We start from the raw sequence: 21747 nt of genomic DNA, 5'->3' as shown, positions 1-21747 counted from the left end.
AACACTATCGGTCAGTAACGAAACGGGCCAGCAAATCAACGCCTCAGACCCCGCACACTCTCCAACACCAGTAGCCGAACCCGAACCCAGTCAAGAAGTCCGAAATATACTCAGTGGTACCTGAGACTGAAACAACAGGGTGCGAACCGGCATGGCAGCAATATTCTGGCGCTGACCCGGATCGCAGGCAGCATTGAACACCGAATTTTTTTCATCACCCTCGAAATGTAAAAAAATCTTCTGGCATTGGCTCAGCATTGCCCAGGTCAAGGTCATGCGTGGAATCGCCAGTTCGGTATCCATAACCGGGCAACTCCAGGCAGACCCACTCTCATCCAGACACCGGTCAAGCGCCGCCGAGTGCGGAAACCAGGACGCGGTATGGCCATCCGACCCCATGCCTAATACCGCTACATCCAGTCGTGATATTTGCTCGTGAAGGCTGTTTTCACAGGCCATAAATCCTGCCGCTGGCGTTAATGCCGAATTTTTGAGTGGCAGAAAATAGGCTGCCTTGGCCGGGCCTCTCAGCAGATGCTCCCGAACCAGCCCAGCATTACTGGACGGGTCAGACTCACCCACCCAGCGCTCATCCACCAACGTGACAAGAATATGAGACCAAGGCAGTTGCCGCTTGCCCAACTCTTCAAAAAAAGCCTTCGGGGTGTTGCCACCACTCACCGCCAAACAGGCCCTTCCCTTTTGTTCAACCCGCTCTTTCAGGCAAAGGCTGACCGCATCAGCCAGCTGTTTTGCCAGAACGATGGATGAATCAAAGCGATTGTCGCTCATGCAATACACTCCTAACTGTTTTCGACCCATAAACGTCCATCCTTGGCGAGCAGCAAGGTCGATGCCGCTGGCCCCCAGGTGCCCGAAGTATAGGGCTCTGGACGGAGATCCACGTCTTGCCAGTACTGTAGAATCGGATCCACCCAACGCCAGGCTTCATGCAGTTCATCATCGCGTAAAAACAAGGTGGCATTGCCACTCAAGGCATCAAACAATAACCGTTCGTAAGCTTCAGGCACCCGTGCCTTGCGATGATTAGCCGGATTCAGGCTCAGGTTCATTGGCCGGACACTCATGCCGGGCCCCACCCGTTTCTCACATAGCATAAGACGTACACCCTCATCCGGTTGCAAGCGGAACACCAGTTTGTTGGCCATGGTGCTCTTGTGCTGTAACGGAAAAATAGAGTGCGGTATTTCTTTAAAACTGACGACAATTTCACACGCCCGTTCCGCCAAACGCTTACCCGAGCGCAAATAAAATGGCACCCCAGCCCAGCGCCAGTTATCAATTTCAACCTTGGCAGCAATAAAAGTCTCGGTGTTGCTTTTGTGATGCACGCCAGGTTCCTCACGATACGGTGGAACCGGTTTACCATCCGACACACCTGCATCGTACTGACCGCGTACCACATTTCGGTTAATGGCTTCCCCGACAATGGGTTTGAGTGCCTTGAGTACCTTTACTTTTTCATCCCTGACCGCATCGGTTTCCAGTTTCGCCGGCGGCTCCATAGCCACAATACACAATAGTTGCAGCAGATGATTCTGGAACATATCGCGCATCGCGCCTACCTGTTCGTAGAACTCGGCCCGCTTCTCGACACCAATGGATTCTGCAATAGTAATTTCGATGTGATCGATGTACTTCTGGTTCCATTGAGACTCAAACAAGGAGTTGGCGAACCGCAACACCAACAGATTTTGCACCGTTTCCTTACCGAGATAGTGATCAATCCGGTAGATATGTGACTCATCAACATACTCTCCCACGGAGCGATTGATCGCCTGGGCAGACTCAAGATCGTGCCCTATTGGCTTTTCAAGCACCACATTGGTGCACGAACCAATCAAACCTATCTGCTTCAGCCCCTTGCAAATAGGCGAAAACAACGCAGAACCCGTCGCCAGATAAAAAACCCGGTTGGGATCCCCTTTCGCCAAAACATCGGCTAACACGCTATAAGCGGACTCATCCGTTGCATCAAGACTGACACATTGCAGTTTAGTGGCAAATTCAGTCCAGGCAGCTTCTTCGAGATATTCCTTGGCAACGTGCGTCGTCAATGCCTTGCGCACTTGCTCTATGTAGTCTTCGTGCTCAAGTTCCCTCCGAGTAACAGAGATAATTTTGCCTTCAGGCAAACGACCATCACGCTGAAGCAAGTAGAGTGCTGGCAGCAACTTCCGTTGCGCCAGATCGCCCATTCCGCCAAAGAGTACCAATTCAAACGGTGCACTGATCTGCATACATCCCCCGATCCCTATCTACGTAATGGAAACCAGAACCACAGCCGCTTCAGCTGAAATTCAGGCAAAAGCAGTGACTGCACAAAAAGTATAGGCAGAGTGCCACAAGTTGATTGCAATGCGACAATCAACCATCAAATACCTGCCCGGAAATGACCACTTCGGTCGACGCAGCAATCGGAGGCCATCCGGTACAGATCGTGCCGGTCTGCATAAACATAACAATCAGGCATGGCATCTGCATCTCCAAGAACCCCATACTGGCCGTGCAACGTGAGACCAACGGCCGATGTCTTCCCGGATATCGTGGCGTTTACAATCAGTTACCTTTGAGACATGATCACTGACGATCTGTGACATGACTCACAAATGACATAAACCAGCCTTAGTGTTCACGGAAATTTTTGTTTAATTGTTAATAAGAAGGATCGAATATGGTTCGCAAGTGTTTATTCCCAGTTGCCGGATACGGCACCCGTTTTCTTCCGGCGACCAAAGCCATGCCCAAGGAAATGCTGCCGATCGTTAACAAGCCACTGGTGCAATACGGCGTAGAGGAAGCCAGCGAAGCTGGCATGAACTTCATGGGATTTATCACTGGCCGTGGCAAACGCGCCATCGCCGATCATTTTGACATCAGCTTCGAGCTGGAACATCAGATTCAGGGCACCAGCAAAGAAACGCTGATTTCGTCCATTCGTAATCTGATGAATGAAAATGACTTTGCTTACACCCGGCAGAATGAAATGAAAGGTCTGGGACACGCCATCCTGACTGGACAGTATCTGATGGGCGACGAAGCCTTTGGTGTCGTACTGGCTGACGACCTTTGTGTTGCCGATGAAGGTGACGAAGGCGTATTGGCGCAGATGGTCAAAATTCACGAGAAGTATGGCTGTTCCGTTGTTGCAGTGCAGGAAGTGCCTGAAGACACCATTCACAAATACGGTGTTATCGCCGGAGAAGAGATTGAGCCAGGCGTTTATCGCGTCAGCAACATGGTCGAAAAACCAGCCAAGGAAGAAGCACCCAGCAACCTTGCCATTATTGGCCGTTACATTCTGACTCCAGATATCTTCCCTAAAATCGAAGAAACAGGTGCAGGCATCAATGGTGAAATCCAGATCACTGACGCTCTGCTGAAACAAGCCCAGGAAGGCAGGGTTATCGCCTATAAATTCCGTGGCCGCCGCTTTGACTGTGGCAGCATTGATGGCTTCGTCGAAGCAACCAACTACGTCTATCAGAATATTTTCCAGAAGTCCTGATCAGACGATCCTTCGGGGCTTCCCCGAAGGATCGCTCTCATACCAACACAACTCTCAGAATCTCTTAAGAAAAAGGCATTGACATAAAAAGAACCTGTCCGTATTATACGTCTCGCTGTTGAGAAGTTCCCCGATAGCTCAGTTGGTAGAGCAGTAGACTGTTAATCTATTGGTCGCTGGTTCAAGTCCAGCTCGGGGAGCCAATTCAACACTTCGGGGTATAGCGCAGTCTGGTAGCGCGCCTGGTTTGGGACCAGGATGTCGGGAGTTCGAATCTCTCTACCCCGACCAACTCTTCAGGGCCTCCCTGAACGATCGAATAAACATCCCCTATTGCCATTACGATTCATTTTTACATCCTCAAGTGCCAGATGTAACAAATGAGCCTTCTTATATTCATACTTTTCTATTAGCCTGTAGCGCCACATTCCAATAAATCCAATGCGATAAGCGCGGTGGCAAAACATGAGTCGTCTGGCCCGATCTGTACAATATCCGGTACCCTGCCACGAGTGCGGAGCAAACACAGCCCACACCCTTGACAACCTGATCAACACAAAAAAAATCACCTGCCGACATTGCAACCACCAATTCAATATTGATGGACAACTGAAGCGCAGAGTCAACCGGGCACTCACCGACCTGGCCGACTACATCTCTTTGCCAGAACCAGCAGAAGAAAAAACCACCACCGAAGACAACACCAACGCCTGAACAACATAGGTCATGACAAAACAGGGCCGACCGAAGCAAGACACAAAAAAAAAGCCGCCACTGGCGACTTTTTATCTTCAATCATCCGACCCTTACTTACTGATCGGCAATTTCCAGCAATTCAACTTCAAACACCAGTGCAGAGTTGGCTGGTATCTTAGGGCTCGGGCTACGCGCACCGTACGCCAGCTCCGCCGGGATAAAGAATTTGAACTTTTCACCCACTTTCATCAGCTGCACACCTTCGGTCCAACCAGGAATCACATTACCCAGTGGGAATTGAACAGGCTCGCCACGCTCAACCGAACTATCAAACACAGTGCCATCAATCAATGTACCGTGATAATGAACACTCACAGTATCCGCAGCCGTCGGCTTCGCCGCATCACCTTCAACAGCCGTCATAACTTCGTACTGCAAGCCACTTTCAGTAACCACGACACCTTCACGTTTGGCATTTTCAGCCAGGAATTCTTCTCCCGCCTTCGCAACCGCATCACTCAATGCTTCCTGCTTGCGTGTCTGCTCTTCCCGAATTTTCTCAAATGCAGACTGAATGACTTCATCAGTAATACGCTGATCCGCTTTTGACAGCGCATCCTTGATACCCGCCGCAATCGCGTCCGGGTTCATTTCAACATCTTCCTGAGACAGCTGACGGCCAATATTCAGACCCACGCCATAGCTTGCCTGGTCAATGTGGTTTTCCAATTTCACAGCTTCCTCCTGACCACATGCGGCCAACAACAGAGTACCTGCCAATACAACAGGTACTGATTTAATAAAACTCATGCTTGTCTCTCACGTTTGTTGAAATGAATGCTGGACAGGCAACTCTAAAGTCGAAAAGTTTCAATTACTGCATAATCAAAACCACTGCAGAGATACCCAGCGCACTGATTACAAGGCCTAACAGGCATAATGTCCAGACTTCGCACGGCGATCACACTCACGCTTCACGTTTGCGCACACCTGCAACTCAGCCGCGGATGATCTGGTAGCCACCTGACACTCATAATGACGATGCCTCAGGTCACGATCACTGAGATCTCCCATGACATCACCACAAGCCGCCAGAAAAAACACCAGAAAAATAGGGATAGTCAGAAACGCTTTCACAAAAAAAAAAAACCGATACATTTACATTGTTGCGAAGCCTCCCACAGCAGAGAGAGCCTGTCCAGCCTGAAAAACGCCACCACTGCTTCAAAACCTGCGAACAGCACCACAACCACTCCACCGTGCCTTTTGGCTAAGCCGTTGAAATAAATCGCAAATAAATATTTGACAGAGAATATTACACTGGCATAATACGCGCCACTTGATCGAGACAGCACTGGAATGCGCTAACACGACTCAAGTATGCAGTGGCTATGTAGCTCAGTTGGTTAGAGCACAGCATTCATAATGCTGGGGTCGATGGTTCAAGTCCGTCCATAGCTACCATTGATTCGAGGCCAGCCCTCATAAAAAGCCCATGTTCAGCGTGGGCTTTTTTGTATCTGCAAATCATACAAACCCGGCAGGGTGCCGGGTTGCATAATGGGTCAGGGATTCAGTCGCTGAATCTTCCAGATTTCCCGCTCCAGCTGGTATTCGACTCTGTCATGGAGGCGATGCTCGCCCCCCTGCCAGAATTCCATCCGGGAAGGTACCAATCGATATCCCCCCCAGTGATTTGGCACGGGAACCTCCTGATCCTGATATTCCACACTCAATTGGGTAAAGCGGGTTTCCAGCTCGGAACGACTCGCCAATGGCCTACTCTGTTGTGATGCCCAGGCCCCAAGCTGGCTTTCTCGAGGGCGAGAGTGGAAGTAGGCTTGCGCTTCTTCCCTGCTCATTGGCACGACCTCGCCCTGAATCTGCACCTGACGCTCGACCTTCATCCAGAAGAAATGCAGGCTGGCTTTCGGGTTAGTAGCGAAGTGTCGACCTTTGTTACTTTCATAATTGGTAAAAAAGACAAAGCCGTCATCGTCATATGACTTGAGCAACAATATTCGTTGCCAGGGCTGGCCATGCTCATCAACGCTGGCCACCGTCATCACCGTCGGCTCTTCCGGGGCGGTTGTACGGTAGTGCTCAAACCAGGCGTGAAATTGTGTCACCGGGTGCTCGGCGACTTTGGCTTCGTCGAGTCGTCCCTGAGTGTATTCCTTGCGAATGTCACTGAGATCAACCATGTTCTATTTACTCCGATAATTATCTCAACCGGCACCAAGTGCCGTAGCCCTTATGTAAGTGCCGCTACCATTAAAAGTGCCGTTAATAGCAGTGTGTCATCCGGGCGATGCCTCCGCATTGACCTGTCACCACCAAAGCCAGCCATGGCCAAATCTGCTACCATCCCCGCCCGGTTTTACCCACCAGCGCGGCTGGGCATCCTGACCGCAACTCACACAGGCACAACCTAAGGCAACAATCATATGTCAGATCATAACTACCCCACTGCATCCCTGACTCGCCGCCTGGCAGCACTGATCTATGACAGCCTGGTACTGCTCGCACTGTATATCGTGGTTGGTTTTGTGCTGGTAGGGATTGCAGCTGCCACCCACGACGGACAACCGCCTGGCGCCTTTTCGGCGTCGGTTAATCTGTCCGTTATGTTCTGCATCTGTTTCTTCTATTTCAGTTCATCCTGGCGGCGTGGTGGCCAGAGCATCGGTATGAAAGCCTGGCAACTCAAACTGGTCACAGAAGATACCGGGCCAATCAAGCTGTCCCATTGTATGTTGCGTACCGCGATTGGCTTTTTTTCGCTGGCTGCTTTCGGCTTGGGATTCTTCTGGGCGTTGCTGGATACTCGCGGCCGCAGCTGGCACGATATGGCATCCCTGACCCGTGTTGTGTTTATCCCGAAAACGGGTGATTAACGCGGCCCCGTTTGCTTATTCTATTGCTAACCTGCGCGCCGCAACAGCAACAACCCAACGCCCATACAGGCAGCTATCGGAATCACACTGGCCCACAGCGGTTCAAAGCCGAACACGATACTGGCGGGGGCCAGCAGTTCTTCTGCGTATTTGTACACCAGACCAACCAGAATTCCGGAGAAAATCCGGTAACCCGGTGTCACCGCCCGCAGCGGGCCAAAAATAAAGGAAATTCCCAGAATCACCAGTGCCAGCGTCCCCAGTGGCTGGGTAACCTTGCGCCAGAACGACAACAGATAGTTGTCTGCATTCAGCCCCTGTTTTTCCAGATAACGGGTATAGCTGAACAAGTTGGATATCGACATATCCCGAGGCTGTATCATTACCACACTGAGACTTTGTGGGGTCAGTTCAGTTTGCCAGTCCAGACTGTCCAGCTGTTGCTGGCTGGTCGCGGAGTCAGTGATCGTCATATCAATAACTGATTGCATTTGCCAGCTGGAGCGTTGATAAATTGCCCGCTCAGCCGACCGGATCCGTTGCAGGTTGCTGTCGTTATCAAAATCAAACAGGGTTATCCCATGCAATACCCCGTTGGGTTCGACGGCGGTAAAGCGCATAAAGGTATTACCCTCACGATGCCAGTATCCCTTCCCCTTGTTAGACAGCAAATCCCCCTTGCCTTGAGCCACCGCTTTCTGCGACTGGGCAATCCGCTCCAATACCGGAATCGCGTATTCGGCCAGGGCCATATTCAGCGCCATCAATAGCATCATCGGCTTGATCACCGCTACCGCAATACGCCCGACAGAGACCCCAGACGCTCGCATCACGGTCAACTCGCTGCTGGCTGCCATGCCGCCCAGACCCGCGAGACAACCGATCAGACAGGCCATCGGCATGTATTCATACAGCCGACGAGGCAAGCGTGTACCCATAAATTGCAGCGCATCGAGAAACTGATATTCACCTTTGAGTTGATCGAGTTCATCCACCAGCGTAAAAATAGCATCCAGCCCAACAATGACTACAGCCACAATCAGCGTAGCCACCATCACATTGTGAGCAACGTAGCGATCAAGACGATTCATAGCGCCCTCACCCGCCATTGACGCACCCACTCGGGTACCATCAGCAAGCCGATGGCGATCAACAGATAAACAAAGTGCAACCCCCACAAACCCACATCAGGGTTCAGCTCTCCCTTTTCCAGCATGCCTTTCATAGCAATCAGCAACGAGATGTAAACCATAAACAATATAATGGCAGGAAACAGCCGGGCGAAGCGCCCCTGGCGGGGATTAACGCGAGACAGGGGCACCGCCAGCAGAGTCACAATGGGCACCATCAGCACCATTGAAATACGCCACTGTAACTGTGCCTGCTGTTTGGGGTCATCGGAACCGAACAGCGCCAGCGTCGGCACCGCTTCTTTGCGCAGCTTGCTGCGCTCTTCCGGTTCATCGGCAATTTTGACACCATACAAATCAAAATCCAGCGCCTGAAATTCGAGGCTCCCCGGCGTCCAGTCGTAGCGTTTACCACGGTGTAATTCCAGATAACGGGAGCCGGTTTCGTCACTGACGTACTGGGTGCCCTTTTGCGCCAGCAACAAGCTATTGCCATCGGTAATAAACACATTGTTCATTTCGGTTTTATCATTTGAAAGCGACTCGGCATAGGTAACGCGGGTACCGCCTTTCATACTCTGAAACCGCCCCGGAGCCAGTAACTCAAACTCGGTCAGCTGTGCCTGTTTTTCATACAAGCCTTCCATTTTTTGGGCACCCCAGGGGCTGAGGTACAAGCTGAAGCTGCCCACCACCAGCATTAGCCCGAAAGCCGGTACAGCGGTATAGGCCAACAGGCGGGTATTCGAGAATCCGGTTGCGGTCAGTACCGTCATTTCACTTTCAGCGTACAATCGGCCGTACGCCAACAGGATTGAGATAAACAGCGCCAGCGGCAAAATCATTTCGAGAAACGACGGCAAACGTAATACCAGCGTAAAAAATACGATATCCAGCGAGACTTCACCGGCTGCAGCCGCAGCAAGTTGACGAATCAGACGACCACTCATCAGAATCATCAACAGCACGATGGTCACAGCAAACAGCGAGCCAGCCAGTTCCCTGGCCAGGTAGCGAAATATGATCAAAAGACTTAGACCTTGATTGAGCCGGAGCAAGAGTCGCGCACCATACCCAGAGACGGTTTGCTCTGCAACGACGACAAAACGCTTTGTTATCTGTGCCGCCCTTGAATTCCAGGAATATGGCGTCACATTATAGGGTGACTCATTATTCAGAACGAGCCGCTGAGAACAAATAGCAGGCCGTCTGCCACCAATGCCTTCCGCCAGGAGCTGACATGATTTACCAGGTATCCCAACAAACTGCCGCCGACATTCAGGCGAGCTGTATTGTGGTCACTCTCGACCAGTCAGGCAAGCTGTCTGACGCCGCCTCACAGCTTGATGAAGCCAGCCAGGGGTTTATCAGCCAGCGTTACGAACAGGGCGATATCTCCGGCAAACTGGCAGAAACCCTGCTGTTACCCGCCGTTGCCGGAGTCAGCGCTGGCCGCGTATTACTGGTTGGTACCGGCAAGGCAACACTGAAACCCGCCAGCGCCCAGAAAGTACTGGCTGCGATTGCAACGCTTACCAGCAAAATCCGTGGTGACATTGCCCTGGCGCTGACAGAAATGGCGACCGACGTACTGACAGAATCCTGGCTGGCCGAGCAAACCGCCATCGCCTACGCCAGCGCCCAGTACCGTTTTACGGCCACCAAAAGCACCGCAGACGATGATACCAAAACGCCCGACAGCGTGATCTGGCTGGGCAGTGATGTGGACGCCGCCTTCACTAAAGGCGCAGCGATTGGTGCCGGCATCAGCTTCGCCAAAGAACTGGCCAACATGCCACCCAATATCTGCACCCCTACCTGGCTGGCCGAAAACGCCGTCACCCTCACTCAGGATCAAGCCCTCGAAACCACCATTCTGGACGAAGACCAGCTGGCTGAAATGGGTGCCGGAGCGTTTGTTTCTGTTTCCAAAGGTTCCAGCGAGCCAGGCAAGATTATCGTTATGCAGTACCGTGGTGCCGATGATCCAAGCGCCGCACCACACATGATTTTGGGTAAAGGTATTACCTTTGATACCGGCGGCATCAGCCTCAAGCCCGGCCTGAAGATGGACGAGATGAAATACGACATGTGTGGCGCAGCCTCCGTGCTCGGCACCATGAAAGCCATTCTCGCCCTCAAGCCCAAGGTCAACGTGCTGGCCATCGTGACCAGTGCGGAAAACATGCCCGCCGGTAACGCCAGCAAGCCTGGCGATGTGGTGACCAGTCTGTCTGGCAAAACCATTGAAATCCTCAATACCGATGCCGAAGGCCGACTGGTGCTGTGTGATGCGCTCACCTACGGTATCAACAATTACAAGCCTGCCTCCATCGTCGACATCGCCACCCTGACCGGTGCTTGCATGGCCGCGCTGGGCGAAGTCAACTCGGGCCTGTTCACCACCGATGAAACCATGGCGGAACAACTGCAGACAGCAGCACAATACAGCAACGACAAAGTGTGGCGTTTACCGCTGGAAGAAGAGTATCAGGATCTGATCGATTCCAACTTTGCCGACATCGCCAATATTGGTGGCCCGCTGGCCGGTGCCACTACCGCCGCCTGTTTCCTGTCACGCTTTACCGAAGGTACACCTTGGGCGCACCTGGATATTGCCGGTACTGCCTGGGTGGGTGGCAAAGCCAAAGGCGCTACCGGACGCCCGGTCAGCCTGCTGGTGAACTATTTGCTGAATAAATAAAACGCCAGCTATTCAGCAAAGGTTTCTGGCGGCGGCAAAAAAGCCAACGCCAGAAGCCAATACCGCCTATACCACCTATACCACCTCGCTGTTTTTCCCATGCTCCAGCACAAAATCCACAAATGCCTGATTGGCTTTCGACAGGTAGCCATCCTTGCGCCAGGCCAAACACAAATCGAGCACAATGGGTGGATCGAACGACAAGGTAACCAGCTCCGGGTCATCTTCAGTGGCCATCTTCAGCAGTGTTGAAATACCAAACCCCTGTTTGACGATAGCGCGTATCAGCGGTAACAGATTGGTTTCGAAGTTAATACGCGGCTGGATGCCGGATTCTTCTGCCAGCCGGTCAATCACCTTGCGGTGAAAGTAGCCTTTGCGGAACAGCACCAGATCTTCCTGCAGAAACTCTGCCGGGGTAACGGCCGTTCGGCTGGCAAACGGGTGATCCTTATCGACCACGACGCGCATTTCCTCACGCATCAGGGTACGCGCTTCAATCGTGTCGGGGATGTCTTCCGCTTCAATCACAGCCAGATCCAGCTCGCCTTTTTCCAGCATTTGTTGCAGTTGCCAGGCGCCGCCTTCGTAAACCGAAAAGGTCAGGTTCGGGTAGCGATGGCGGAACGCCATAATAATCGGCGGGAAGTGATAGGAACCCAACATACTGGGAGTCCCCAGCTGCACAGCTCCCTGCTCCAGCCCGCGCAGCTCTTCCATTTCCAGATCGGCATCCGACATCACCTGCACAATACGCTGAGCTTGTACGTACAGCCGCTCGCCTTCATCGGTCAGTGAAATCTGGCGTTCATGTCGATGGAATAATGTCAGTTGCAGTTGCTGCTCCAGACGCTTGATCGCCATACTGACGGCCGGCTGGGCAACCTCCAGCACCTCGGCTGCACGGGTGAAGCTTTGTTGAGTGGCCACGTGATAAAAATAGGTCAGTGCCTTGTAGTCCATCGGCGGTCCTTTTTCAGCTCATTGGAAATCTGTCGTCCCAACCAAGTCATAATATTTATTGATACCATATATATCAAACATATATTTTTATGATAATAAACAACGTTTTATAGTGCTTGTCGTTCTGTTGTTCCTTCATCTTTGCGCGAGACTTCCATGATCACAACCGGTACCGCCGCCTGGTGGCGAATCACCATTGCCTTGTGTCTTGGCTCTTTTATGGTGTTTTCAAACCTGTATGTCACCCAGCCACTGCTACCCATGCTGGCGACGGAATTCAGTGTCACGCCACTGCAAGCAAGTTATTCGCTGACCTTGTCGACGCTGACATTGGGATTATCACTACTGGTGTATGGGCCACTATCGGATGTTATTGGCCGCAAGGGACTGATCGTTGGCAGTATGTGCGGTGCCGCGCTCACCGCACTGTTAATCAGCCAGGTAAGCACCTTTGAGCAACTGCTCTGGCTACGGGGATTACAGGGTGTATTTCTCGGCGGCTTGCCAGCCATTGCAGTGGCGTATATGGCCGATGAATTTGATGCTGATGCGCTGATGTCAGCCATTGGGCTTTATATTGCGGCCAATTCACTCGGTGGTATTGGTGGTCGTCTGATGGGTGGTTTTACGGGCGAACATCTGGGCTGGGGCAATGCATTTCTGGTGGTGGGAATACTTGGCGCTTGTACCTGGATGCTGGTCGCCTGGTTGTTACCGGCCCCTCGCCGTTTTATCGCACGGCCGTTCAATCTGCCATCCATGGGGCAAGACCTTATCAGTCACCTGACCAATCCGCTCCTTATCCCGGCCTTTCTGTTTGGTGGCCTGAATTTTTTTGTATTTATCAACCAGTACAGCTTTATTACCTTCGTACTGGAGGCCGAGCCGTACACATTATCGCCACAGTTTCTCGGCATGCTGTTCCTCACTTATCTGAGTGGCACTTGGGGTTCCACCTTGTCTGGCAAGTTCAGCCGTCGCTTTGGCCAGGCCAATTGCATGATGGTGGGGAGTGGACTGCTGATGATCGGCAGTCTCGTTACCCTGATTCCCTGGCTATCCACGATTATTCTCGGATTTCTGCTGAATGCCTTCGGCTTTTTCTTCGCCCACTCCAGCGCCAGCGCCTGGGTCAGCCGTACGGCTCAACACGCCAAAGCCAGCGCCAGTTCACTCTATCTGGTGTTCTACTATCTCGGTGCCAGCACCGGTGGCTTGTACCTTAACCTGTTCTGGCAATGGCAATACTGGCTGGGTGTCGTACTGGGATCCCTGCTGGTGCTGGCCGTTACCCTCGCCCTGGCGGCATGGCTAAAACACCAGACTTGCAAGCAACAATCCCGTCCATCCGGTCGAATAGCGCAAGAAAGCCAGTCGGTATCCTGACCGCTTTCACTGACGCCGCCAGCGGTATTCGATATTATCGGCGCTTTCCATACCGCGATGCACACAATGCCTATAACAAACCAAGCTGCTAATCGGACTGTATCTACCCGCGTCCGCTTGACCATCAAGCCGCTGATCTGGCTCATCGCCGCCATGATGACCGGTTGCGCCGCCCTCGCCAGCCAGCAATTTGAAGACCTGTTTGGTGAGTCATCACCCAAAAGTCGCTGGGTCGAAGCCGACAGTTTCGAGGGTCGGGTATTCCACCAGAATGTTCAACCACTATTGGAACAACGCTGCGTTCATTGCCACGCCTGTTACGATGCCCCTTGCCAGCTGAAGCTGACGTCGCCCCAGGGCATTGATCGCGGCATGCACTCCGAGCTGGTCTACGATGGTACCCGCCTGCTGGCCACCGCACCCAAACGACTGTATCTGGATGCTCACAACACCGAAGAATGGCGTGCAAAAGGTTTTCAACCCGTCCTGAACGAACGCCGTAATACCAGCGAGGCCAACCTTCAGGCCAGCTTGCTATTCCGCGCTATCACCCAGCGCCAGACTCAGGGAGCGTTCCATCAGACCGTGCTGCCAGACAGCTATGACTTTGGTCTGTCGCGGGATCAACAGTGCCCGACCGCCGAACAATACGATACCTTTGCCAGCCAGTATCCCGACTGGGGCATGCCTTACGGCTTGCCTGCCCTGTCTGATAGCGAATACACAACACTGACAGACTGGATTCAACGCGGAGGACTGTTACCACGACCGGCACCCTTGAACGGAAACCTGCAGGATCAGCTACAACAGTGGGAACAACGCTTTAATGCCCAGGGTGATCCGGAAAGCGAGCCGTACAAACGCCAGGCACTGGTCAGTCGCTATATTTATGAACATATCTACCTTTACAGCCTGTACCTCGGCGATGACACCAGTACTCGCTTTCATCTGGTCAGATCGCGCACGGCTCCCGGCGAACCGATTGACATTATTGCCACACGCAGACCCTACGATGATCCCGGTGTGGCCATACCTTACTACCGTCTGGTTGTCGATCAGGAGTCCCGTGTCGCCAAAACCTATATCCCGTTCCGGCTCAATGAAGCCCGCTGGGACAACTGGCATTCGCTGTTTTATGGCCATCCATACGCAGTCACCTCCTTGCCTGGTTACGATGAAGAAATTGCTTCCAACCCTTTCATTACCTTTCACGATATTCCGGTTGATGCCCGCTATCGCTTTTTGCTGGAACACTCGTTAGAAACCATCATGTCGTTTATCAAGGGGCCGGTCTGTCACGGCCAGGTTGCTGTTAATGTCATTAACGAGCAATTCTGGGTATTTTTTGTCAATCCGAACCTGCACTACGGCAGCGAGGCGTCAGACTTTCTTGAGAGCCAGGTACATCATCTCGACTTGCCTGCCAAAAACAGCAGTAACAGCCTGCCAATCAGCTCATGGATTTCCTTTTCAGATCAGCAAAAGGAGTACCTGAGTGCCAAATCCACCTTTATTCGCCAGGAAATGAAGGCTAACCACATCCTGTTGGATACCCGGCTGATATGGGACGGCGATCAGCAAACAGGCTCCAACAACCCCAATGCCGCACTCACCGTGATGCGCCACTTCGACAACGCCACCGTAATTCAGGGTTTGTTGGGCAAGCCCCCTAAAACCGCCTGGCTGATTGACTACCCGTTACTGGAACGTATCCACTACCTTCTGGTCGCCGGTTTTGACGTTTATGGCAACGTCGGCCACCAGTTGGTGACCCGTCTGTATATGGATTTCTTACGCATGGAAGGAGAAGTGAACTTTCTGCTGCTGCTGCCCAAAGAGGAACGCGAAAAGGTGCGCCGGTACTGGTATCGCGACACCAGCACCACCATCAAGGATTACATTTTCAGTGATCTGATCAGCCTCGATATTAACAGTGCCATCCCCTATCGCAGCAACCAACCGCAGATGGAGTTATATCGTCTACTGGAGCACAAACTGGCACCGGTGCTTAACCGGGACTATCAGCCGCAATCCGGCGCACTGTCGGGCACAGCATTAACCACACTTGATAGCCTGGAAGATTTGCGCGGCAGTGGCTTGCATCAGTTGCCCGAACTCAGCCTGCTGCTGGTGACACGTCAGCAGCAACCGCTGGAACTGATCAGTCTTGTCCACAACCGGGCTCATGCCAATATCTCCAGTCTGCTGGATGAGGAGGATGCGCTACGGCCGGAAGAAGACACCCTGACACTGGCGCGGGGCGCCGTGGGTGATTACCCCAATGTTTTGCTCCGGGTTGAAGAAGAGCAATTACCAGAACTGGTCAAACAGATCGCCAACATGCAAACCAGTGCCGACTACAGCGCCCTGCTCGACCGCTTTGGGGTACGTCGCAGCAGCAAGGATTTCTGGCAGGTCAGCGATGCGATTGGCCAGCTTTATCAGCAACAATGGCCGCTCAGATCCGGGATTCTGGACTACAATCGATTGCAAAACCGCTGATTCAAACAACCGTTGGTTATTTGCTGCGCTAACGCCAGGCAGAGAAAGCGCCGGGCGGGGAATCTCCGATCAGGCGTTTTTCCGCAATCCGGAGGCAACCCATAAACGCAGCACCACCCGTAACGCCCGTCGCCAGAGCGGCATTACCGACGGGCCAGATGCCTTCCAGCGCTGTAATTCCGCCACAATACGTTGTGGCGTGCTGAAGGTTCCGGTGGTGGCGCTCACATAGCAGGGATAACGTACCAGCGTGGCCGCCACCACCTCATTCAACGAACGTTGGCGAACACGTCGTGGGCAAGCCAAGATATCCTGGGTCAAGCCCCAACCGGCATAAAACGGCATACCGTAGCAGGTCACCTTTTTACCGCGCAGCAGTGCCTCAAACCCCAGCAATGAAGTCATGGTAAACACGGCATCAATATGCTCGAGCATTTGCGAGGAATCACCGTCCAATACCAGTTCGTCGCACAACGTCTGATAATCAGCAAGCGGCAAATCCTTGCTGCGCAAACCAGACACCACGTCCGGATGCGGCTTGTACACCAGCCAGGCATCCGGTTCTGCGGCGCGCGCCGACTGTAATAATGCCAGATTGGTTTTGATGCCGCCGGCCCCCATACGGATGGAGGCGTCCGACTCAACCTGGCCCGGCACCAGCACCACACGGCGAGATGGTTCAGCCAAGGCACACCCAGGCTTCCAGTCTTGTCCGGTCAGGTTATATTTGGAAATGCGGTTCGCGACGATAGTCTCGCGCAGCTGCTCTGCCAGAGCACAGTCGGCGGCTGAAAATTCATCCGTCGCCAGAATCTGCTCCAGACGAGAGGGTACCGAGGCATCGTAATACATGCCCACGTCATCCAGCACCCAGGAAAGTGGCCGGATCAGATCCGCTCCCAGCCCGGATGAGCGCAAAAAACCATCTTCAATACGCAGCACCCGAGCCGGTTGTCGCTCTGGTGCTTGCAACACTACCGGCAACCGCCGCACCCCCCACAAGGCGACGGTTGCCTGAGCCGGTATCAGGCTGGCGTCTTTACAGAAGGTCACCTCGGTGCCATTAAGAAAGGCACGCAAGATCGGTTTTTTCCAACGCGAAAAACCCAGCGCATGTACCGGCCCGAACTGATGATTACGCAACCATTGCTGCCGCTGTGCCGACAAGTAATCCAGCGTGGCTTCAATCCCGGTTTCTGCGTCCAGTTCCGGATCCCAGTAACGGCTGTAACCTACCAGAGTGGCGTGCACCAGCTGTTCCAGCGTCACGGGTGCTCCGGCCAGTGCAATCGCCAGACGGCGGCGCTCGGGTACTTCCATATCATCCTCGGTCAACCCCCATCCGGCGTAAAACGGCATACCAAAACAGCGCACCGGTTTTCCCCACAACAAGGCTTCAAATCCCATTTGTGACGTTACGGTGTAGACCTTGTCGGCATTGGCTAACAGTCGTTCTGGGTGACAGTTTTCTGCAATCAGTCGAATCCGTTGATGCGGCTGTAACGCTGCCAGATCAAAATGCCCGGCTCGGGATCGGGTAAAGGCGTCCGGGTGTACTTTCACCACCACCGTTGTTTGAGGATTTTCAGCCAGGGCAGCCTCCAGCATCCGCGTAAAAGACGCCGCACTGGCCAACCCAAAGGGAATGGAAGCATCCCCGGCCACCTGATCCACCACCAGCACAAATGACGACGGCAGCTCCCCGCTATAGTCAGGGGCGGCGTTGTATTTGGAAATACCGGCCTGTTGCCAGCGCTGAATCAAGTCGAAACTGCGCTGCTGTTGAGCCGTCGTCAGAGGCTGTGGGATCAGTTGTTCCAACCGCGAAGGCCGGGTGGCATCGTAATAGATGCCGATATTATCCTGCACCAGCGACAGTGCCTGATCTTGCCGACCTAACGAGCGTACAAAACCGTCTTCCAGCAACCACCATCGACGCTGCTGACGCACTCCTTGCTGCTCTGCCCTGAGGCCTGAACGCTTGCGCCCCCAACCCAGTATCTCGGCCTGGTTACGCTCAGAACCGTGCCCGTCCACCTGCCAGAATGCCCGCACAATCGGATTGGCCAGCAGGGCGCGGGAACTGGAGATAGCCAGCGGTCTGGGTCTGGCACGAGAGGAAACAGCAGAATCAGCAACAACAGGACGAGACGCCATGTAAATCCTTGGGCTGGCCAAATGGAGGGATAACGACCGTAACAAACAGCCAGTATTACTGGCTCCTTGAACGAATTATCATAGAACAAGTCATCAGCGAATCATAAAAAAGGACGCCGACGGCGTCCCTCTTTTATGGTTACCAAACCGGTTTACGGCTTGGCAAACAACTCGATTTACATCTGTTTTAACGACAGCTTGGCTCCAAGATATTTTTCCAGATCTGGCAATGCAAACGCGTCATCTTCAGACACCAGACTGATGGAAATACCCTTGGCACCGGCCCGGCCAGTACGGCCAATACGGTGGACGTAATCTTCAGAATCTTCAGGCAAGGTGTAGTTGAACACGTGAGAGACCCCATCAACGTGAATACCACGCCCGGCAACGTCGGTAGCGACCATAATACCCACCTGGCCTTCACGAAAGCGTTCCAGCGTTTTCAGACGCTTTTGCTGGTTCACTTCACCCGACAGCAAGGCCGCTTTAAAGCCACGCTTGATCAGCTTTTCACACAGGTTACGGGTGTGATCTCGACGATTGGCAAAAATAATACAGCGTTCCGGATTTTCTTCCTTGAGGAAGCGTTCCAGCAAGCCGAACTTGTCACTCTCGGCGACCAGATAAAAACTCTGGTCGACCCGATCAGTTGCCACCTGCTCCGGTTCAATTTCAATTTGCAGCGGATCACGGGTCCACTGGTCAATCAGGATACGCACATCAAAATTGAACGTGGCCGAAAACAACAAGGTCTGCCGATGATCTTTAGGAGGCGTCGCCCGCACAATACGGCGTACATCCGGGATAAAGCCCATATCCAGCATCCGGTCGGCTTCATCCAGCACCAGCACTTCAATCTGATCCAGGAAAACATCCTGACTACGCATAAAGTCGATCAGACGACCCGGCGTGGCGACCAGAATATCCACCACATCGTCACGCAATTTGCGCCGCTGCAACTCATAGTCCATGCCACCCATCACCGTCACGACGTTCAGGCCACTGTGTTTCGCCAGCCCTTCCGCATCCTTGCCGATTTGCATCGCCAGTTCACGAGTGGGCGCAACAATCAGTGCCCGAGGCTCACTGGCATAACGTTCGCCAGGAATAACCGTTAGCAAACGATTCAGAATCGTCAGCAAAAATGCAGCCGATTTACCCGTGCCAGTTTGCGCCTGACCAATGGTGTCGCGTCCGCGTAATGAAGCCGGCAGGCTTTCTGCCTGAATCGGCGTGCAATATTCAAAACCCAGATCATAAATGGCGTGCATGACGGACTCTGGCAGATCGAGATCGTGGAAACGGGTCTTCCCTTCCATCGGCTCAACCTTGAAGGTATCAGGATCCCAGGGTTCAACAGGCGCTTGTCTACTGCTGCCACGCTTGTCTGAACCATTATTCTTTGACGTATGTCTCTTGCTGCTCTGACTGCCGCTACGGCTGCCATGGGGCTGCTCGGCGCGTTGATGTTTTTCGTGGGCTGGTGCACCCTTGGGAGTATTGGTGGAAGTTTTGACTGCCCGGGATGGCTCTTTTGAAACAGAACGGGAAGCAGTGCCGGTGTCGGCTTTCTTGTTGCCTGCCACCGCCTTGATGATTTTCTTGAACAAAAGTGTCTCCAGTCAGAGTCGTTCCAGCACAAAAAGGTCGGCTGAAAATATTTCGTGGCGCTGATAATAGTCGAGTAGCGCGTTTTTTAATACTTCCGCACGTGCCGGAAGCCCGTGGTGATAGTAATGGCAGGCCTGCTGCCATACAGAGAGAGCAAACGCCTGGCGTCCGGCTGCGACCTCAACCGGGTCGCCGTCGAGATTATCCGTACTGATATAAAAACGTCGGCCACAGGCTTCCGACAATAACCACTCGACGGCCTGGGGTTTGATCTCTACCTGTTCAAACGCACGCTGTTGCTCGGCAGTACGGCCATCGGGCTCATACCAATAGCCAAAATCCACTTGCCGACGGCGTTGCTCGCCAGCAATACACCAGTGGCTTATCTCATGCAGGGCTGAGGCATAAAAACCATGGGCAAAAATAACCCTGTTGTAGCTGCATTGCCTGTCTGACGGCAGGTATTCAGGCTCTGCAGCACCGGCGAGCAGACGGGTGTTTTGTGCAGAGAAAAACAACTCATCAAACAGGCAGATCAAATCCGCTGTTTTCAGTGTGTCAGGGGAATAGGCGGGCTTGGACACAAACAACATCAACCAAAATCAGACAGTCGGTCATTGTATCAGGTGTGCCGGGAATTACCCGCGTGCCAGATGACGAAACGGCTATATTTTCTGCTTTTGTTAAACGTCAGGATTTCTCTCATCACCACCTCATCACCAGCAGGCGGTCTTGCAAAGTAGCAATAATCCGGGAGAATGCCGCGCTGCGCTTCAACCTTCTCTCCTTTTGCCCAGAGCTATCCGTCCCATGTCGTTTGCCAAACGCGAAACCCGCGCCCTGATCCAACTCACCTTGCCGATACTGGCAACCCAAATGGCGCAAATCGGCATGGGCACCGTCGATACCCTGATGTCTGGCTATGTCAGCACCCGAGATCTGGCTGCTGTCGCCATTGGTACCGCCTTGTGGTTGCCAGTCTGGCTGTTTCTGGCGGGCATCCTGGTGGCCCTGTCACCACTGGTTTCCGGTCTGAACGCCTCAAAGCAGCACCAGCAACTGCCTGGCCTGCTGGCTTCCTCTGTCTGGTTGGGTGCACTGTTGGGCAGTGTCTTTGGCCTATTGCTTTATCTGGCGGCTGATATTCTGCCATGGCTGATAGACGACTCGATCACGGCAACCCTGGCCGCCAACTATCTGATCGCCATCGCCATCGGCTTCCCGGCGGTCGGTATTTTTCTGGCATTCCGATTTTATGCCGAAGCCCTGAGCCAAGCCAGTCACGTCACTTGGATCATGCTCTCCGGGCTGGTTGCCAACGTTCCCGTCAACGCAGTATTTGTGTATGGCTGGCTGGGGTTGCCCGCCTTGGGAAGCGTCGGTTGTGGCATTGGCAGCAGCCTGATTTTTGTCTGCATGGCGATTGCCATGGCATTAAACACCCGTAAATACCGGCTTGGCAGCGACTCTTCGCTCAAGCATCTGATGCGCTCTCCCGCCTGGCAACATGTCCGCGACATATTGCGTATCGGGGTGCCCATCGGTATCGCCATTTTTTTTGAAGTCAGCCTGTTCACCGTGATTGCGCTGTTTCTGACCGACCTCGGGCCGGTGGTGGTCGCCGGACACCAGGTTGCACTCAACGTTTCTTCCATCACTTTTATGATCCCGCTAAGCCTGGGAATGGCACTCACGGTACGGGTTGGTCACTATCTGGGAACGGGCGATACCCTCCTGGCAAGGCAAACAGCCTGGCTCGGAGTGCGGCTGAACCTGGCGATAGCCCTATTTAACGCGATGCTGATTATCCTGTTAGCCGACACCATTGCTGGCTGGTACTCACCCGATCCGGAGGTTGTCGCCATTGGCGCGGTGCTGTTGCTGTATGCCGCCGTTTTTCAGCTGTCTGATGCAACGCAGGTAGCTGCGGCTGGCGCTTTGCGCGGCTACCAGGATACCTTTGTTGTGATGCTGATTACCTTTGTGACCTACTGGGTGATCGGACTGAGCTGCGGCTATGGTCTGGCATTTTATGGTGTGCCGTCGCTTGGCATTGAACCTGCTGGCGCGCCTGGTTTCTGGATCGGACTGGTCATCGGCCTGACTGCTGCTGGCGCGGCCTTGGTGATCAGGCTGAAACGGGTATCGCGCCTGCAACACGCAGAAAGCTGA

The 21747-nt window shown here is 53.3% G+C and carries 17 protein-coding genes and 3 tRNA genes; 10 read left to right on the top strand and 10 right to left on the bottom strand.

Features of this window, described 5'->3' with window-relative positions; translation table 11 throughout:
• Positions 1–90: 90 nt before the first annotated feature.
• Entirely contained in the window at positions 91–792 is a 702-nt protein-coding gene (gene pgl / locus SOJ49_RS08430; RefSeq protein WP_369857779.1) for a 6-phosphogluconolactonase, read from the bottom strand.
• Positions 793–803: 11 nt separating this feature from the next.
• Positions 804–2261, bottom strand: a complete 1458-nt coding sequence (zwf, locus tag SOJ49_RS08425) for a glucose-6-phosphate dehydrogenase (RefSeq protein WP_369857778.1) — start codon at positions 2259–2261, stop codon at positions 804–806.
• Positions 2262–2695: 434 nt separating this feature from the next.
• Here zwf and galU point away from each other — a divergent pair, with 434 nt between their 5' ends.
• The 4 genes from galU (at position 2696) to SOJ49_RS08405 (ending at position 4243) form a co-directional block, all read left to right on the top strand.
• Positions 2696–3529 (top strand): UTP--glucose-1-phosphate uridylyltransferase GalU, encoded by an 834-nt coding sequence (gene galU / locus SOJ49_RS08420; RefSeq protein ID WP_369857777.1) that lies wholly within the window; start codon positions 2696–2698, stop codon positions 3527–3529.
• A gap of 127 nt (positions 3530–3656) precedes the next feature.
• A tRNA-Asn gene (locus SOJ49_RS08415) sits at positions 3657–3732 on the top strand.
• An 11-nt stretch (positions 3733–3743) separates the two neighbouring features.
• Positions 3744–3820: transfer RNA gene (locus tag SOJ49_RS08410), tRNA-Pro, on the top strand.
• Between the two features lie 174 nt (positions 3821–3994).
• The gene (locus SOJ49_RS08405; RefSeq protein ID WP_369857776.1) at positions 3995–4243 is read left to right on the top strand and encodes a hypothetical protein; all 249 of its coding nucleotides are present in this window, start codon (positions 3995–3997) and stop codon (positions 4241–4243) included.
• A gap of 96 nt (positions 4244–4339) precedes the next feature.
• Here SOJ49_RS08405 and SOJ49_RS08400 read toward each other — a convergent pair whose 3' ends face one another.
• Entirely contained in the window at positions 4340–5035 is a 696-nt protein-coding gene (locus SOJ49_RS08400; protein ID WP_369857775.1) for an FKBP-type peptidyl-prolyl cis-trans isomerase, read from the bottom strand.
• Positions 5036–5612: 577 nt separating this feature from the next.
• On the opposite strand from SOJ49_RS08400, the gene SOJ49_RS08395 reads away from it, so the two are divergent.
• Positions 5613–5689, top strand: a tRNA-Met gene (locus tag SOJ49_RS08395).
• Positions 5690–5790: 101 nt separating this feature from the next.
• On the opposite strand, the gene pdxH is transcribed toward SOJ49_RS08395, so the two are convergent.
• Positions 5791–6429 (bottom strand): pyridoxamine 5'-phosphate oxidase, encoded by a 639-nt coding sequence (gene pdxH, locus SOJ49_RS08390; RefSeq protein ID WP_369857774.1) that lies wholly within the window; start codon positions 6427–6429, stop codon positions 5791–5793.
• Between the two features lie 243 nt (positions 6430–6672).
• On the opposite strand from pdxH, the gene SOJ49_RS08385 reads away from it, so the two are divergent.
• Positions 6673–7122 carry an RDD family protein gene (locus tag SOJ49_RS08385; RefSeq protein WP_369857773.1) on the top strand — a complete coding sequence of 150 codons (450 nt, stop codon included), beginning with the start codon at positions 6673–6675 and terminating at the stop codon, positions 7120–7122.
• 26 nt (positions 7123–7148) lie between these two features.
• Here the strand turns inward: SOJ49_RS08385 and lptG are convergent, their stop codons facing one another.
• Positions 7149–8213 carry an LPS export ABC transporter permease LptG gene (lptG, locus tag SOJ49_RS08380; RefSeq protein ID WP_369857772.1) on the bottom strand — a complete coding sequence of 355 codons (1065 nt, stop codon included), beginning with the start codon at positions 8211–8213 and terminating at the stop codon, positions 7149–7151.
• Complete coding sequence (gene lptF, locus SOJ49_RS08375) at positions 8210–9280, bottom strand: LPS export ABC transporter permease LptF (protein ID WP_369857771.1); 1071 nt, start codon at positions 9278–9280, stop codon at positions 8210–8212. The genes lptG and lptF overlap by 4 nt, the downstream gene beginning before the upstream one ends.
• A gap of 212 nt (positions 9281–9492) precedes the next feature.
• On the opposite strand from lptF, the gene SOJ49_RS08370 reads away from it, so the two are divergent.
• Positions 9493–10956: a leucyl aminopeptidase gene (locus SOJ49_RS08370; protein WP_369857770.1), complete on the top strand. Its 1464-nt coding sequence runs from the start codon at positions 9493–9495 to the stop codon at positions 10954–10956.
• A gap of 75 nt (positions 10957–11031) precedes the next feature.
• Here the strand turns inward: SOJ49_RS08370 and SOJ49_RS08365 are convergent, their stop codons facing one another.
• Complete coding sequence (locus SOJ49_RS08365; protein WP_369857769.1) at positions 11032–11919, bottom strand: LysR family transcriptional regulator; 888 nt, start codon at positions 11917–11919, stop codon at positions 11032–11034.
• A gap of 156 nt (positions 11920–12075) precedes the next feature.
• Between SOJ49_RS08365 and SOJ49_RS08360 the strand changes: the two genes are divergently transcribed.
• Positions 12076–13305: an MFS transporter gene (locus SOJ49_RS08360; RefSeq protein ID WP_369857768.1), complete on the top strand. Its 1230-nt coding sequence runs from the start codon at positions 12076–12078 to the stop codon at positions 13303–13305.
• A 117-nt stretch (positions 13306–13422) separates the two neighbouring features.
• Positions 13423–15807 carry a fatty acid cis/trans isomerase gene (locus SOJ49_RS08355; RefSeq protein WP_369857767.1) on the top strand — a complete coding sequence of 795 codons (2385 nt, stop codon included), beginning with the start codon at positions 13423–13425 and terminating at the stop codon, positions 15805–15807.
• A 69-nt stretch (positions 15808–15876) separates the two neighbouring features.
• Here the strand turns inward: SOJ49_RS08355 and SOJ49_RS08350 are convergent, their stop codons facing one another.
• From SOJ49_RS08350 to SOJ49_RS08340, 3 genes are all read right to left on the bottom strand, one after another.
• Complete coding sequence (locus SOJ49_RS08350; protein WP_369857766.1) at positions 15877–17964, bottom strand: capsular polysaccharide biosynthesis protein; 2088 nt, start codon at positions 17962–17964, stop codon at positions 15877–15879.
• Between the two features lie 176 nt (positions 17965–18140).
• The gene (gene rhlB / locus SOJ49_RS08345; RefSeq protein ID WP_369857765.1) at positions 18141–19574 is read right to left on the bottom strand and encodes an ATP-dependent RNA helicase RhlB; all 1434 of its coding nucleotides are present in this window, start codon (positions 19572–19574) and stop codon (positions 18141–18143) included.
• A gap of 12 nt (positions 19575–19586) precedes the next feature.
• Positions 19587–20168 (bottom strand): elongation factor P hydroxylase, encoded by a 582-nt coding sequence (locus SOJ49_RS08340; RefSeq protein ID WP_369857764.1) that lies wholly within the window; start codon positions 20166–20168, stop codon positions 19587–19589.
• 217 nt (positions 20169–20385) lie between these two features.
• Between SOJ49_RS08340 and SOJ49_RS08335 the strand changes: the two genes are divergently transcribed.
• The gene (locus SOJ49_RS08335; protein WP_369857763.1) at positions 20386–21747 is read left to right on the top strand and encodes an MATE family efflux transporter; all 1362 of its coding nucleotides are present in this window, start codon (positions 20386–20388) and stop codon (positions 21745–21747) included.

Origin of the sequence: Candidatus Thalassolituus haligoni, from assembly GCF_041222825.1 — a bacterium.
GTDB lineage: Bacteria > Pseudomonadota > Gammaproteobacteria > Pseudomonadales > Oceanobacteraceae > Oceanobacter > Oceanobacter antarcticus.
This window is presented reverse-complemented; position numbering and strand designations above follow the sequence as displayed.